This window comes from Burkholderia sp. NRF60-BP8, from assembly GCF_001522585.2.
Lineage (GTDB): Bacteria > Pseudomonadota > Gammaproteobacteria > Burkholderiales > Burkholderiaceae > Burkholderia.
In genome coordinates, this window is record NZ_CP013372.1 from 1,553,511 (window position 1) to 1,567,553 (window position 14,043).

Below are 14,043 nucleotides of genomic sequence, written 5' to 3' on the forward strand. Positions count from 1 at the left end.
TGTTCGAGGTGACGAGGCGGTCACGACCGGAACGTGCGACCGGCCGCGTGCAGCGCGGCGAGGCGCGGCGACACGCGATAGCGGTCCTCGCCGTAGCTCGCCGCGAGGTTCGACAGCACGCGATGCACGCGGCCGATGCCGATCGCATCGGCCCACGCGAGCGGGCCGCACGGATAGTTCACGCCCTTCTCCATCGCGAGATCGAGATCGGCCGGCGAGCACACGCCCTGGTTCACCGTATCGGCCGCTTCGTTCGCGAGCATCGCGACGGTGCGCATCGCGACCATCCCCGGCACGTCCGCGACGCCGACGACGCGAAAACCCGCCTGCTGGAACAGGCCGACCGCGTCCGCATACGCCGCGTCGCTGCACTGGAGCGCGCGCGTCAGCGCGACGAGGCCGGCCTGCGCGTAATCGCGCGCGAGATCGACGAGCACGAGATCCGGCACGCCCGTTTGCGCGGCGCGCGCGGCGGCCGTCCGGCCGTCGGTCAGTGCGATCGATGCGCGGCCGGCCACGGCGAGCAGATCGTCGGCATGCGCGTCGTTACGCCGCGCGTTCGCGATGCGGTCGACGAAGCGCGCATGCAGCGCGGCGGCCGGGCCGTCCTGTGCAAACAGCGCGACCTCGGCCGGCGCGGTGCGCGCGGGCTCGAAATCGGGCGCGGGCGGCGTCGCGCCGTCCGCATACGAATAGAAACCGCGCCCGGACTTGCGCCCGAGGAAGCCCGCATTCACGAGTTCCTGCTGGATCAGCGACGGCGTGTAGCGTGGGTCGTTGAAGTACGCGCGGAACACCGACTCGGTCACCGCGAAATTCACGTCGTGGCCGATCAGGTCCATCAGCTCGAACGGCCCCATCCGGAAGCCGCCGGCTTCGCGCATCACCGCGTCGATCGAAGCCGGCGTGCCGCCCTGCTCGTTCAGCACGCGCAGCGCCTCCGCGTAATACGGCCGGGCGACGCGGTTCACGATGAAGCCCGGCGTCGATTTCGCCATCACCGGTTGCTTGCCCCACGCGGCGGCGGTCGCATGAAGCATCCGGGCGACATCGGGCGCGGTCGCGAGCCCGCTGACCACCTCGACGAGCGCCATCAGCGGCGCCGGGTTGAAGAAATGCAGGCCGGCGACGCGCTGCGGCACGCGCAGCCCGGCCGCGATCGACGTGATCGAGATCGACGACGTGTTGGTCGCCAGCACGCATGCGTCGTCGACATGGCGTTCGAGGGTCGCGAAGATCTCGCGCTTCACCTCGAGCCGTTCGGCCGCCGCCTCGACGATCAGCGCGGCGCCCGCGAAATCGGCCAGCGCGCGCACCGCGCGGATCCGGTTGCCGGCCGCCTCGGCCTGCGCCGGTTCGAGCCGGCCCTTCTCCGCCAGCCGCGCGAACTGCGTGCGGATGCCGGCCAACGCCTTGTCGCAGGCCGCCTCGTTCAGGTCGTACAGCAACACCGCATGGCCGGCCGCCGCCGCGACCTGCGCAATGCCTGCGCCCATCGCGCCGGCGCCGATCACGCCGACGACGGCCGACGGCGCGAGCGCGCCCGAGTTCACCGAATGTGCAGAGGAAACAGCCATCGCTTGCGATCCGTCATGAAGTGGAAGTGCGAGCGATTATAAACCGACCGGTCGGTAGATTTATGTCAGGGCGAGCCCGAATGTGTCTTGCAAAAAACCGTTACGAAATCTGCAACGACAAAAATCGAAAGGTCGGGGCAACTTTTTGTCTACCGAAAGGTCAACGTAAGGGTTCGAATATGAGATAGTGCCCCCCGAACGCCTGATAAAATTCGACAAATTGCCGGATTCCAGGGGGGAATGCGTGTCGCGCCGTCACCGCCGTCCATCGCCCCTTTTCGGGGTCGAATCGAGCTTCCGGCCCGCGTGTCGCCTCAGGTGCTCGTCTTGCCGTCCGCGGACAACCGCTTCGAACCGTTTCATCCCGCGACGGGCTTCGGCCCGCCCGCGCCCCTCGCCGCCTCGCGGCAGCGAACCCAGGGCTGCGCCGTTGCGTGCCGCCCCTCTTCGGTTTCATCGTCTTCGTTCGGCGGATAGTACGGCCGGGCTTCGTCAACCCGTGACGGCGCGTCGCGCGCCGCCGCTCGCATAAGGAAACCCTCATGCCGCTCTCGTCCAACCAGCTCCCGCGCTGGACCCTCTGGGCCCCGCTTGCCGCCTGGCTGGTACTCGCGCTGTCGCGCGTCGTGCCGGTCGAAGGTCTCGTCATCGCGGTGTTCGCCGCCGCGCTCGCCGGCGCCGTGTTCGCCGCCGTCCACCATGCGGAAGTCGTCGCGCACCGCGTCGGCGAACCGTTCGGCACGCTCGTGCTCGCGGTCGCAGTGACCGTCATCGAGGTCGCGCTGATCGTGTCGGTGATGCTCGGCGCGGGCCCCGAAAAATCGGGCCTCGCGCGCGACACCGTGTTCGCCGCCGTGATGATCATCTGTAATGGCATCGTCGGCATCTGCCTGCTGGTCGGCGCGTGGAAGCACGGCGAACAGGACTTCCAGGGGCGCGGCGCGAGCAAGGCGCTCGCGGTGCTCGCGTCGCTGTCGGTGCTGTCGCTCGTGATGCCGAACTACCTGAACGCCGCGCCCGGCCCGTTCTTCTCGAAATCGCAGCTCGCGTTCGCCGGCGTCGCGTCGCTGGTGCTGTACGGCGCATTCGTGTTCGTGCAGACCGTGCGTCACCGCGACTACTTCCTCGCCGCGCACGACAGCGCGGACGAAGCGGTGCACGCGGCGGCGCCGAGCAACCGCACCGCGATCATCAGCATGGTGCTGCTGTTCGCGAGCCTCGTCGCGGTCGTGCTGCTCGCGAAGCTGCTGTCGCCGGCCGTCGAGCATGCGGTGCTGAAACTCGGCGCGCCCGAAGCCGCGGTCGGTATCGTGATCGCCGCGCTCGTGCTGCTGCCGGAAGGGCTCGCGGCCGTCACCGCCGCGCGGGCGAACCGCCTGCAGACCAGCATGAATCTCGCACTGGGTTCGGCGCTCGCGAGCATCGGGCTCACGATCCCGACCGTCGCGGCCGTGTTCATCTGGGTCGGCCAGCCGCTCACGCTCGGGATCGGCGCGATGGAAACGGTCCTGCTGGCGCTCACGCTGCTGGTCAGCACGCTCACGCTGAGTCAGGGACGCACGACGGTGCTGCACGGCGTCGTGCACGTCGCGCTGTTCGCCGCGTACCTGTTCCTGTCGATCACCCACTGACGTCCCGATGCGCGCGCGCCGGCGGATGCTCGCCGCACGGCCGCGCGCAGGTCTTCAGGCCTCTTCTCCCTTCCTCGCTTCACGCCGTCGTGACAGGGCTGCAATCGCAAGATGCCGCCGGATCGACGGCGCGTCACGTGGCGGCTGGCTATCGGCTCGCGCGAGCAAGCGCAACTAGGCGCCGGCGTCGTCCGTGCTCGCGGTCAAGAACCGCTCGACCATCGCGTTGAACACCGGCAGCGCCGGATTGTCGTTGTCCGCGCGCCATGCGAGATACAACTCGGCCGCCACGTTGACGCCCGCCAGCGGCCGGAACACCACGCCGTCCACATGAAGCTCGCGCGCCGACGCGGGCACCAGCGCCGCGCCGAGCCCCGCGCGCACGAGGCCGAGGATCGTATGCGTCTGGCCGACGTAATGCAGGTAGTTCGGCAGCCGCCCGGCGCCCGCGAACATCCCCGAAATCATGTCGTGGAAATACTTGCCCTCGTTCGGCGAATACGCGATGAACGGCTGCCGGTCGAGCTCGTCCGGACCGATCTGCTCGTAGGCCGCGAGCGGCGCGCCTTCCGCGACCGCGACGAGCATCGGTTCGCGCTGCACGAGCCGGTATTCGAGCGGCTGGCGCGCGGCGCGCTGGCGCACGAAGCCCGCGTCGAGCATCCGCGACGCGAGCGCGTCGATCTGCACGGTCGACACCATCTCGCGCAGTTCGACGTCGACGTCCGGCAACGCATGCGCCGCGTGCGCGAGCAGCACCGGGATCATCCGGTACGCGCTCACGGCCGTGAAACCGAGCGTGATGCGCCCGGCCCCGCCATGCGCGACGCGCTGCGCGGCCTGCTCGGCCCGTGCGGAAAATTCGAGGATGTGCCGCGCGTCGCGCAGGAAGCGTTCGCCGGCCGCGGTCAGGCTGACCTGCCGGCTGCTGCGCTCGAGCAGCGCGATGCCGAGCGCGTGCTCGAGCAACTGGATTTGCCGGCTGAGCGGCGGCTGAGTCATGAAGAGCCGCCGGGCCGCACGGCCGAAATGCAACTCTTCGGCCACCGCGACGAAACAGCGAAGCTGATGGAGTTCAATCATTCAAATCTTGAATCAATCGATAGTCTTTTGATGTTAGACCGATATCGATTCGATTTCTATACTCGGTTCCACCTGATGCGCAGCCCGTGCCGCGCACGACGACCGAGACCTTCATGCCCATCGACATCCTGCTGACCCAGCCGCTGCCCGACACCATCGACGCCGAACTGTCCGCGCGTTACACCGTGCACCGGCTGTATGCGACCGAGCGGCCGGACGCGCTGCTCGATCGCGTGGCGCCGCGCATTCGCGGCGTCGTGACCGGCGGCGCGAACGGCCTGTCCGCCGCGCTGATGGACCGGCTCGGCGCGCTCGAGATCGTCGCGATCAACGGCATCGGCACCGACGCGGTCGATCTCGAGCGCGCCCGGGCACGCGGCATCCACGTGACGACGACCCCCGACGTGCTCACCGACGACGTCGCCGACATGGCGCTGGGGCTGATCCTGACGACCCTGCGCGACCTCGGCGCGGGCGAGCGCATCGTGCGCGCCGGCCGCTGGGGCAAAACGGCCCAGCCGCTCGCGACGCAGGTCACCGGCAAGCGTCTCGGCATCGTCGGGCTCGGCCGCGTCGGACGCGCGATCGCGCAGCGCGCGCAGGCGTTCCGGATGCCCGTCGCTTACTTCGGCCCACGCGAACATCGCGACAGCGGCTATCGCTTCGTGCCCGACCTCGCCGCGCTCGCGCGCGACAGCGACGTGCTCGTGATCGCAGCCTCGGCCGATCACGGCAACGTGCTGGTGACGGCCGACGTGCTCGCCGCGCTCGGTCCCAAAGGATTCCTGATCAATGTCGCGCGCGGCAAGCTGGTCGACGAAGCCGCGCTCGTGCGCGCACTGGCCGACGGCACGATCGCCGGCGCCGGTCTCGACGTGTTCGCGAACGAACCGCACGTGCCGGCCGCGCTGCTCGAACTCGACCGCGTCGTCGTGCAGCCGCACCGCGCGAGCGCCACGCACGAAACGCGCGAGGCAATGGGCCGCATCGTGCTCGCCAACCTCGCCGCGTGCTTCGCGGGCCAGCGCCCGCCGACCAGCGTCACGCGCTGAGCGCGGCACCGCCCTCCCGTTACAACACCGGATGCCTCCGCGCGACGGAGGCCAGGAGACACGCATGTTCAATCGATCCAGCGGCGCTGCCGTCGCCGCCTCGCCCGCCGCCTCGCGCACGATCGGCCGGATCCGTTATGCGGTTCTCGCGCTGATTTTCGCGGTCACCGTCGTCAACTATGCGGATCGCGCGACGATGTCGATCGCCGGCACCGGCGTCGCGCATGACCTCGGGCTCACGCCCGTGCAGCTCGGCGTCGTCTTTTCGGCGTTCGCGTGGGCCTATGCGATCGGTCAGATCCCGGGCGGCTGGCTGCTCGACCGCTTCGGCGCGCGACGCGTGTACGGCCTGAGCCTGTTGCTGTGGTCGGTATTCACGATGCTGCAGGGCACGGTCGGCGCGTTCGCCGTGCAAGGCGCGGCCGCGACGCTCGCGCTGTTCGCGATGCGCTTCATGCTCGGCCTCGTCGAATCGCCGGCGTTTCCGGCCAATTCGCGGATCGTCGCATGCTGGTTCCCGACCGCCGAACGCGGCACCGCATCGGCGCTGTTCAATTCCGCGCAATACATGGCCGTCGTGCTGTTCACGCCGGCGATGGCGTGGCTCACGCATGCGCTCGGCTGGGAGCACGTATTCCTGTGGATGGGGCTGCTCGGCATCGCGCTCGCCGTGCTGTGGTTCGCGTGGTATCGCGAGCCGCACGGCCACCCACGCATGACCGACGCGGAGCGCGACCACCTGCGCGCCCACGGCGCGCTCGTCGATCTCGAGGCGAATCGCGTGCGCGAGCGGTCGCGCGCGTCGTGGCGGGACGTGTCGCAGCTGTTCCGCCACCGGAACCTGTGGGCGATCTACATCGGTCAGTACTGCATCACGGCCCTCACCTACTTCTTCATCACGTGGTTCCCGATCTACCTGATCAAGGGGCGCGGGATGACGATCGTGGAAGCCGGCTGGGTCGCCGCGCTGCCGGCGATCTGCGGCTTCACGGGCGGCGTGCTCGGCGGCGTGCTGTCGGACTGGCTGATCCGGCGCGGCATGCATCCGTCGAGGGCGCGCAAGACGCCGTTCGTCGCGGGGATGGCGATGGCGACGCTGCTCGTGCTCGCGAACGGCGCATCGTCGAACGCGGTCGTGATCGCGCTGATGACGATCGCGTTCTTCGGCAAGGGGCTCGCGGCGGTCGGCTGGGCGGTGCTCGCCGACACGGCGCCGGAAGGCATGGTCGGCTTGAGCGGCGGCGTCTTCAACGGTCTCGGCAACATCGCCGGCATCGTCACGCCGCTCGTGATCGGCTACTTCGTCGCCAGCACCGGCTCGTTCGCCGGCGCGTTATGGTTCGTCGCCGCGCACGGGCTGATCGGCATTGCGGCGCATGTCTGGCTCGCGGGCCGCTTCGAGCGGATCCGCATCGCGCCGGCCGCATGAGCGGCGCGGCGGCACGCACGCGCCGTCACGCAGGCTGGCGGCCGCCCGGCACGTGCTCCGTCGTGAGCCGGTCGAGCTCGCGCAGATCGTTCTCCAGCGCCGGCGTGAGCGTCGTGCGCAAGTGATCGAGGAAGGTGCGGATCTTCGCATCGAGATAGCGGCGCGTCGCGTAGACGGCATAGACGCTCACCGTCTGCAGCCGGTACTCGGGCAGCACGCGGATCAGGCGCCCTTCGCGGATATCGTCGAGCACCGTATACAGCGCCACGCACGCGATCCCGCGCCCGGCGCGCACCGCGACGCACAGCGCGTCCGGCACGTTGACCTGGAACGGCGCCGGCTGCAGCGCGTAGACGGTTTCCTCGCCGTCGCTGCGCTCGAGCCGCCATTCGCCGGCCGGCGACGCGGGCGTGTCGAGACGCAGGCACACGTGGTTCGGCAGATCGTCGGGCGTGTGCGGCGTGCCGTGCCGCGCCAGGTATTCGCGCGATGCGACGAGCACGCTGCAGCTCGTGCCGCAGGTCTGCGCGACATAGCCCGAATCGGGCAACTGCGACGCCGTCACGATCGACACGTCGTAGCCCTCTTCGACCAGATTCGGCATCCGCTGCGCCAGCGTCAGCTCGACCGACACGTCGGGGTTGTCCGCCTGGTAGCGCACGATCGACGACACGACATGGCTCTGCCCGAGCCCCGTCATCGCATGAATGCGCATCTTGCCGCTCGGCCGCAACAACGCGTTGCGCGCCTCCGCGTTCGCGTAGTCGAGTTCCGCGAGGATCGATTTCGCGCGCTCGAAATAGCGCTCGCCGCTTTCGGTCAGGCCGAGGTGGCGGGTCGTGCGATGCAGCAGGCGCGTCTGTACGTGGGCCTCGAGGTTCGAGACGGCGCGCGACACCTGTGCGGTGGTCGCGTCGATTTCCTTCGCGACCGCGGTAAAGCTGCCGGCTTCGACAACGCGCACGAACAGGCGCATGTTTTCGAGCATGTCCATTGAATTGGCTTGGGGAAAGTCAGTGGGGAGGCGTCGGCGGCGCTCGCGTCACAGGGGTAACGGAACGCGGCCGCGAACCGCGCCGAATCGATCGCCGTGCCGGGGAAAAGGCGGGAGAGCGGGCATCGCGGACGGGGTTCTGGCATGACGGGGGAATTGATTGCGCCGAATTGTACGCCGCTGCAGACAAATTTGCGCGGTTACGCGTGCGGAAGCTTCCACCCGATGAAAGGTATTTGCAAGATTCGTGCATCGCGCGCGTGCAACGGCTTGATGCGGCGCGACAACATGTATCACAACGCGATATAATTTCGCGCTCGTCGCCCCGCCCCGCGTCGTCATCTCTACCGCTTACCGTCCATGTCGTCAGGTTCCTCTCCGTCGCGCCGCACGTTGCGGCAATGGCTGCACAGCTTCATTCCCCATCCGATGACGCTCGGCTGGCGCGAGCGCCTGCGCTCGTGCACCGGCGCGCTCGTGGGCATTGCGACGGTCGGCGTCACGATGCGGATGCTGCCCGGCGTGCCGGGCCTCGTGCCGCTGCTCGTCGCGCCGATGGGAGCGTCGGCCGTGCTGCTGTTCGCAGTGCCGGCGAGCCCGCTCGCGCAGCCGTGGTCGATCATCGGCGGCAATCTCGTCGCGGCGACGGTCGGCGTCGCGTGCGCGCAATGGATCGCCGATCCGATCACGGCCGCCGCAGTCGCGATCGCCTGCGCGATCGGCGGCATGTTCGCGCTGCGCTGCGTGCATCCGCCGTCGGGCGCCGTCGCGCTCACGGCCGTGGTCGGCGGCCCGGCGATCCATTCGCTCGGCTTCGGCTTCGTCCTGCAGCCGATCGCGCTGCAATCGGCGATCCTGCTGTCGGCCGCGCTCGTCTATCACGCGCTGACCGGGCACCGCTATCCGCACGGCGGCGTGCGCCCCGAAGCGAAACAGCAGGCCGGCGCCGCACCGGCGCGCGGCGGCTTCACGCGCGGCGACCTCGACGCGGTGCTGAAACGCCGCAGCGAATGGCTCGACGTCGATCCGGACGATCTCGAAGCGCTGCTGCGCGAAACCGAAATGCAGGCCTATACGCGCACGTTCGGCCAGTTGAAGTGCGCGGACCTGATGACGAAGAATGCGATCGAGGTCGCGCCGTCGACGTCGATCGCGACCGCACTGACGCTGCTCAACCGACACCGCGTGAAGGCGCTACCCGTGGTCGACGGCGAAGGCCGCCTGACCGGCATCGTCACGCGCGCCGACCTCACGCGCCAGTTGCGCCGTCCGACCCCGCTGTGGCAGCGCCTGTCCGCGCGGCTGCCGCAATCGTTCGGCGGCCAGCCCGCGAGCGTCGCGTCCGTGATGACGCGCGACGTCGCGTCGGTGCCGGAAACGATGCCGATCACGGCGCTCGTGCCGCTGTTTACGCATTCGGGCCACCACCATATTCCGGTCGTCGATGCGTCGCGCCGGCTCACCGGCATCATCACGCAGACCGATCTCGTCACGGGCCTTTATCGGCAGACCCGGATGCTCGAGGCCGCGTAGCGCGCATCCCGCGCCGTCACCGCCTGCGAAACACAGAATGCAACCACTCAGCGGTATTTCGGCCATTTATATCATGTTGTGATATATTTACCGCCACCGTAACCGACTGCCCGACCGACCTCGATGAACGATACCCGACGCGCGCTCGCGAAAAGCGATTTCCAGCAACTGTCCGAGTTCCGCTACCAGATGCGCCGCTTCGAGCGCTTCTCCGAGCGCGCCGCGCAAAGCGAAGGCGTGACGCCGCTGCAATACCTGCTGCTGCTGCACATCAAGGGCTATCCGCATCGCGAATGGGCGACCATCGGCGAGCTCGCGGAACGCCTGCAGGCGCAGCACCACGGCGTCGTGGCGCTGGTGACGCGCTGCGAAGCGCTCGGGCTCGTGAAGCGCAAGCCGAGCGAGGCCGACCGTCGCCAGGTCGAAGTCCACCTCGAACAGGCCGGCGAAACGCTGCTCGCCCGTCTCGCGGCCATGCACCGCGCCGAGCTGAAGTCGCTCAAGGACACGTTCCAGGTTCCCCAGATCGATTACTGACCCTTGCCCTCGCCACGCCGATGAACGCACCACACAAACGCGATTTCTCAATCAACGAACGCCTGCCCAGGATCGCGTTGCTTGCCGCCGGGATCGGCCTGCTCAGCACGCTTGCCGCGTTCGTGCTGTTGAGCCTGATCCACCTGTTCACGAACCTGTTCTTCTTCCAGCAGTTCTCGTTCGCCGACCATTCGCCCGCGAACAACACGCTCGGCGCATGGGTGATCGCCGTGCCGGTGATCGGCGGGCTGGTCGTCGGCCTGATGGCGCGTTTCGGTTCGGAAAAGATCCGCGGCCACGGCATTCCCGAAGCGATCGAGGCGATCCTGTTCGGCAAGAGCCGCATGTCGCCGAAGGTCGCGATTCTCAAGCCGCTGTCGTCCGGCGTCGTGATCGGCAGCGGCGGCCCGTTCGGCGCCGAAGGCCCGATCATCATGACGGGCGGCGCGCTCGGCTCGCTGATCGCGCAATGCGTGCACGTGACCGCCGCCGAGCGCAAGACGCTGCTCGTCGCCGGTGCGGCCGCCGGCATGACGGCCGTGTTCGGCACGCCGGTGGCCGCCGTGCTGCTCGCGGTCGAACTGCTGCTGTTCGAATGGCGTCCGCGCAGTTTCCTGCCGGTCGCACTCGCGTGCGCGGTCGCAGGGTTCGCACGCGTGGTGTTCTTCGGCGTCGATCCGCTGTTTCCGGTGACGACCGCCGCGCCGACGCCCGTCGCGCTGCTGTCGTGCATCGTCGCGGGCCTGCTGTCGGGCATGCTCGCGTGCGGGTTGTCGGCGGCGCTCTACCGCGTCGAGGACACCTTCGCGAAGCTGCCCGTGCATTGGATGTGGTGGCCTGCACTCGGCGCGATCGTGATCGGCATCGGCGGCTGGCTCGAGCCGCGCGCGCTCGGCGTCGGCTACGACGTGATCGGCGACCTGCTGCACCAGCACATCGCGCTGAAGGTCGCGCTCGCGCTACTGATCGTGAAAGCCGTGATGTGGGTGATCGCGCTCGGCTCGGGCACCTCGGGCGGTGTGCTCGCCCCGTTGCTGATGCTCGGCGCCGGCCTTGGCACCGTGCTGTCGCCGGTGCTGCCGGGCGGCGATCCGGTGCTGTGGCCGCTCGTGTGCATGGCCGCGACGCTCGGCGCCACGCTGGGCGCCCCGCTCACCGCGATCGTGTTCGCCTTCGGCCTCACGCACGACGCCAACGCGCTGCTGCCGCTGCTCGCCGCGACGCTCGTCGCGCACGGCTTCGCGACCGTCGTGATGAAGCGCTCGATCATGACGGAAAAGATCGCACGCCGCGGCTACCACATCTATCGCGAATACGGCGTCGATCCGCTCGAGCGGCACGACGTCGGCGAAGTGATGACGTCGGCCGATCGGCTCGTCGCGATCGACGGTTCCGCGACGCTCGCTACCGTCGACACGCAATACTTCGGCGCGAAGCAGACGCACCGCGCGTATCCGGTCGTGCAGAACGGCCGCCTGCTCGGCCTCGTCGATCGCGCGACACTCGACGCACAGCGTGCACGGGCCGGCGCCGACGCGCCGATCTCGGCCGCGTTCGCCGACCGCGCACCGGCCATCGCGCTGGCGCACGAAACGTGCCGCGTCGTCGCGTCGCGCCTCGCGATGCTCGGCCTCGAGCGCCTGCCGGTGGTCGCCGACGAGCAATCGCTGCGCATCGCGGGCATCGTGTCGCGCAGCGACCTGATCAAGCCGGCACGCCAGCACTTCGACGACGAACACAAGCGCGAGCGCTTCCGCCCGGTCGTCCCGCCCAACCTGCGCGACGCCCGCTCGCGCAAGCCTGGTTGACACGCCTCGCGTGCGCGGCGCCCGGCCGCGCACCGCTTGCCCGCCTCACGTCGCTGCACGATGCCGCGCGCCCGTCGCGCGCCGCATCGCGGCGCGGCCCTCTTCTCCGTTTAAAGTTGGTTAACAATTCGGCAAGCGAAAGTTTGTCATCATGGTGCTCATGCGACGGGGCCATTCATCAGCCATTCCACTTCGTCATCAGATAAAGAGTCGCGGCGCGGCATGCACGCACATGCCGCCCGCCGCGGCCGTCACCTCACCACGCCACGACCGGGCAGCGCAGCGACCGCGCCACGCATGACGTCGAGCCGTACGCGACGCATGCCGCGCCGCAGCAACATGCGGCAGCATCCGAGCCGCCGTTTGGCAAGCACGTTAACAACTTGTTTCGGAATGACCGGAACCGAGCCTGCCAGAGGCGATCTCACTAGCACGCAGCACTGCTGCGCATCCCACTCAATCAATCACGACTCGAGGGAGATAACGTGAACGCGAAATACTTACCGCTCATCGCATTGACCGTGGCAATTTCTGCTCATGCCGCCGAACCTGCCGTGCAGAACGTGGGACAAAGCCAGAAGGCGGCACCCGACGTCTCGGTGTGCATCGCCAAGACCTGGGCCGACAAGTCGCAACAACAGGTGATCTCGCAGAACGTGCTGGCCAACGGCCTGGCGACCGACGTGTACGCACCGGGCCAGCAGCCGCCGAACGGCGCCGCCGCGATGGTTCGTCCGTCGTGGCAGCCGGGTGCGAAGACGTGGGTCGGCGTGCGCGGCGACGCAGCATCCGCCGGCGACATCAACGCCTGCCTGTAACGATGTAACGAGAACAGGCGCTCCGGATGGCCTCGCGCCATCCGCTTGCGACGAGCCCCGCTTCGGCGGGGCTTTTTCTTTGCTGCGCGAAAAACGTCTTACAGGTAGCTGCAGACGTAATCGAGCGTCTCGAGCACTTCGATGTCGAAGCGGCTCTTGCCCGGCACGGAGAACGATTCGCCGGCGCCGTAGGTCTGCCATTCGCTGCTGCCGTCGAGCTTCACGCGGCACTTGCCGGCCTGCACTTCCATCAATTCGGGCGCATCCGTGCCGAAGTTGAGCGCGCACGGCAGGATCACGCCGAGCGTCTTGCGCGTGCCGTCCGGGAAGAGCACGGTATGCGACACGCACTTGCCGTCGAAATAGACGTTCGCGCGCTTGACGACCGATACGTTGTCGAATTGGGTTGCACTGGTCATGTGATGCCTCTGATTGCTGGATGCCGGATGGCGATGGAGTGGGAGGCCGGCCGTAGCGGCGGACCGTAGCGGCTGGCCGGCCGCTATGATACCGGCTCGCGCGACGTGCGCCGGAATGGCATGTGGCCGGCACATGCCGGTCCCACGATCGTCAGGATCACTACGTGATCTGCGTGAGGCGCCGGCTCACCGCAGCCCCTTGCGTCGCGCGGAATCGCGCAGGCAATCGAGCAGCATCGCCGCGGCCGGTGTCAGCGGGCTGTCGCGGCGCGTGACGACCTGCACCGATACGCCCGGCAAGCGCTCGCGAATCGGCAGCACCGCGAGCTGGTCGCGCGCCCATTCGCCTTGCAACAATTGCTCCGGCATCGACGCGATCAGGTCGCAACCGGTCATCAGGCTGTGCGCAAGACCGAAGCTTGGGCATTCGACGACGCGCGTCGGCACCGGCAACCCGTACGCGACGAACGAGTTGAACAGCACCTGCGTCGAGCTTTCCGGCGACGGATTCATCAGCCAGTCGGCTTCGACGAGATCGGCGAGCGAGGTGGCCGACGCAAGCGGATGCCCTTTGCGCGCGACGATCAGCGAACGGCTCGCATAGAGTTCCGCGTGATCGAACTCGGCCGCCAGCAGTTCGGGGACGACGACGGCCACCGCGAAATCGAGCGAACCGTCGTGCAGGCGCGGCAGTGCGACGCCGGGAAATCCTTCGACCAGATTGACGCGCGCCACCGGAAAGCGGCGCCGGAACGCCCGAAACGCGTCGGGCAGGATCGTCACCGCCGCCGCCGGCGTGATCGCCGCCGCAACGGAACCCGTCATCGCGCCCTGTGCCTGCTCGATGTCGTCGCGGGCGCGCTGCATTTCGGCGACGATCAGCCGCGCGCGCACCTGCAGCTGCTGGCCGAACGCGGTGAGCTGCACGCCGCGCGCGGTGCGCACGACGAGCGATACGCCGAGCGCGATCTCCAGCTCCTTGACAGCCTTCGTGAGCGCAGCCGGCGACACGTTCAGGCGCCGCGCGGCCGCGCGAATGCTGCCTTCTTCCGCGGCGGTGACGAACGCTTTCAGCTGATGGTATTTCATGGCGGCAATGCGTGATCCGTGGAAACCCCGTGCGGCCGGCCGCGCCATGGCTCAGGGTATTCCCGAGCGGCAA

At 68.5% G+C, this 14,043-nt stretch carries 12 protein-coding genes; 7 read left to right on the forward strand and 5 right to left on the reverse strand.

The window, feature by feature from the left end; genetic code table 11:
* Positions 1-20: 20 nt before the first annotated feature.
* On the reverse strand, positions 21-1,577 hold the full coding sequence (locus WS54_RS07215; protein ID WP_059783334.1) for a 3-hydroxyacyl-CoA dehydrogenase: 1,557 nt from the start codon (positions 1,575-1,577) through the stop codon (positions 21-23).
* Between the two features lie 542 nt (positions 1,578-2,119).
* On the opposite strand from WS54_RS07215, the gene WS54_RS07220 reads away from it, so the two are divergent.
* Positions 2,120-3,208, forward strand: a complete 1,089-nt coding sequence (locus WS54_RS07220; protein WP_034204707.1) for a calcium:proton antiporter — start codon at positions 2,120-2,122, stop codon at positions 3,206-3,208.
* A 174-nt stretch (positions 3,209-3,382) separates the two neighbouring features.
* Here WS54_RS07220 and WS54_RS07225 read toward each other — a convergent pair whose 3' ends face one another.
* A complete protein-coding gene (locus WS54_RS07225; RefSeq protein ID WP_034204706.1) occupies positions 3,383-4,291 on the reverse strand; it encodes a LysR substrate-binding domain-containing protein in 909 nt (302 codons plus the stop codon).
* Between the two features lie 113 nt (positions 4,292-4,404).
* Between WS54_RS07225 and WS54_RS07230 the strand changes: the two genes are divergently transcribed.
* Together WS54_RS07230 and WS54_RS07235 are read left to right on the forward strand one after the other, a co-directional pair.
* Positions 4,405-5,343 carry a 2-hydroxyacid dehydrogenase gene (locus tag WS54_RS07230; RefSeq protein ID WP_059784974.1) on the forward strand — a complete coding sequence of 313 codons (939 nt, stop codon included), beginning with the start codon at positions 4,405-4,407 and terminating at the stop codon, positions 5,341-5,343.
* A 64-nt stretch (positions 5,344-5,407) separates the two neighbouring features.
* A complete protein-coding gene (locus WS54_RS07235) occupies positions 5,408-6,772 on the forward strand; it encodes an MFS transporter (RefSeq protein WP_059783332.1) in 1,365 nt (454 codons plus the stop codon).
* Between the two features lie 25 nt (positions 6,773-6,797).
* On the opposite strand, the gene WS54_RS07240 is transcribed toward WS54_RS07235, so the two are convergent.
* Positions 6,798-7,766 (reverse strand): LysR family transcriptional regulator, encoded by a 969-nt coding sequence (locus tag WS54_RS07240; RefSeq protein ID WP_034204704.1) that lies wholly within the window; start codon positions 7,764-7,766, stop codon positions 6,798-6,800.
* A gap of 360 nt (positions 7,767-8,126) precedes the next feature.
* Here WS54_RS07240 and WS54_RS07245 point away from each other — a divergent pair, with 360 nt between their 5' ends.
* From WS54_RS07245 to WS54_RS07260, 4 genes are all read left to right on the forward strand, one after another.
* Positions 8,127-9,299 (forward strand): HPP family protein, encoded by a 1,173-nt coding sequence (locus WS54_RS07245; RefSeq protein ID WP_059783331.1) that lies wholly within the window; start codon positions 8,127-8,129, stop codon positions 9,297-9,299.
* 123 nt (positions 9,300-9,422) lie between these two features.
* The gene (locus tag WS54_RS07250; RefSeq protein ID WP_034204702.1) at positions 9,423-9,836 is read left to right on the forward strand and encodes a MarR family winged helix-turn-helix transcriptional regulator; all 414 of its coding nucleotides are present in this window, start codon (positions 9,423-9,425) and stop codon (positions 9,834-9,836) included.
* 20 nt (positions 9,837-9,856) lie between these two features.
* Positions 9,857-11,644: a chloride channel protein gene (locus WS54_RS07255; protein WP_059783329.1), complete on the forward strand. Its 1,788-nt coding sequence runs from the start codon at positions 9,857-9,859 to the stop codon at positions 11,642-11,644.
* 485 nt (positions 11,645-12,129) lie between these two features.
* The gene (locus WS54_RS07260; protein WP_059783327.1) at positions 12,130-12,462 is read left to right on the forward strand and encodes a hypothetical protein; all 333 of its coding nucleotides are present in this window, start codon (positions 12,130-12,132) and stop codon (positions 12,460-12,462) included.
* 98 nt (positions 12,463-12,560) lie between these two features.
* On the opposite strand, the gene ppnP is transcribed toward WS54_RS07260, so the two are convergent.
* Together ppnP and WS54_RS07270 are read right to left on the reverse strand one after the other, a co-directional pair.
* Positions 12,561-12,881 carry a pyrimidine/purine nucleoside phosphorylase gene (gene ppnP / locus WS54_RS07265; RefSeq protein WP_006478890.1) on the reverse strand — a complete coding sequence of 107 codons (321 nt, stop codon included), beginning with the start codon at positions 12,879-12,881 and terminating at the stop codon, positions 12,561-12,563.
* A gap of 186 nt (positions 12,882-13,067) precedes the next feature.
* Positions 13,068-13,970: a LysR substrate-binding domain-containing protein gene (locus WS54_RS07270; protein ID WP_059783326.1), complete on the reverse strand. Its 903-nt coding sequence runs from the start codon at positions 13,968-13,970 to the stop codon at positions 13,068-13,070.
* Positions 13,971-14,043: the final 73 nt, after the last annotated feature.

Coding starts and splice junctions, on each gene's coding strand:
- WS54_RS07215 (WP_059783334.1), bottom strand. CDS start 1,577: ATGGCTGTTTCCTCTGCACATTCGGTGAACTCGGGCGCGCTCGCGCCG.
- WS54_RS07220 (WP_034204707.1), top strand. CDS start 2,120: ATGCCGCTCTCGTCCAACCAGCTCCCGCGCTGGACCCTCTGGGCCCCG.
- WS54_RS07225 (WP_034204706.1), bottom strand. CDS start 4,291: ATGATTGAACTCCATCAGCTTCGCTGTTTCGTCGCGGTGGCCGAAGAG.
- WS54_RS07230 (WP_059784974.1), top strand. CDS start 4,405: ATGCCCATCGACATCCTGCTGACCCAGCCGCTGCCCGACACCATCGAC.
- WS54_RS07235 (WP_059783332.1), top strand. CDS start 5,408: ATGTTCAATCGATCCAGCGGCGCTGCCGTCGCCGCCTCGCCCGCCGCC.
- WS54_RS07240 (WP_034204704.1), bottom strand. CDS start 7,766: ATGGACATGCTCGAAAACATGCGCCTGTTCGTGCGCGTTGTCGAAGCC.
- WS54_RS07245 (WP_059783331.1), top strand. CDS start 8,127: ATGTCGTCAGGTTCCTCTCCGTCGCGCCGCACGTTGCGGCAATGGCTG.
- WS54_RS07250 (WP_034204702.1), top strand. CDS start 9,423: ATGAACGATACCCGACGCGCGCTCGCGAAAAGCGATTTCCAGCAACTG.
- WS54_RS07255 (WP_059783329.1), top strand. CDS start 9,857: ATGAACGCACCACACAAACGCGATTTCTCAATCAACGAACGCCTGCCC.
- ppnP (WP_006478890.1), bottom strand. CDS start 12,881: ATGACCAGTGCAACCCAATTCGACAACGTATCGGTCGTCAAGCGCGCG.
- WS54_RS07270 (WP_059783326.1), bottom strand. CDS start 13,970: ATGAAATACCATCAGCTGAAAGCGTTCGTCACCGCCGCGGAAGAAGGC.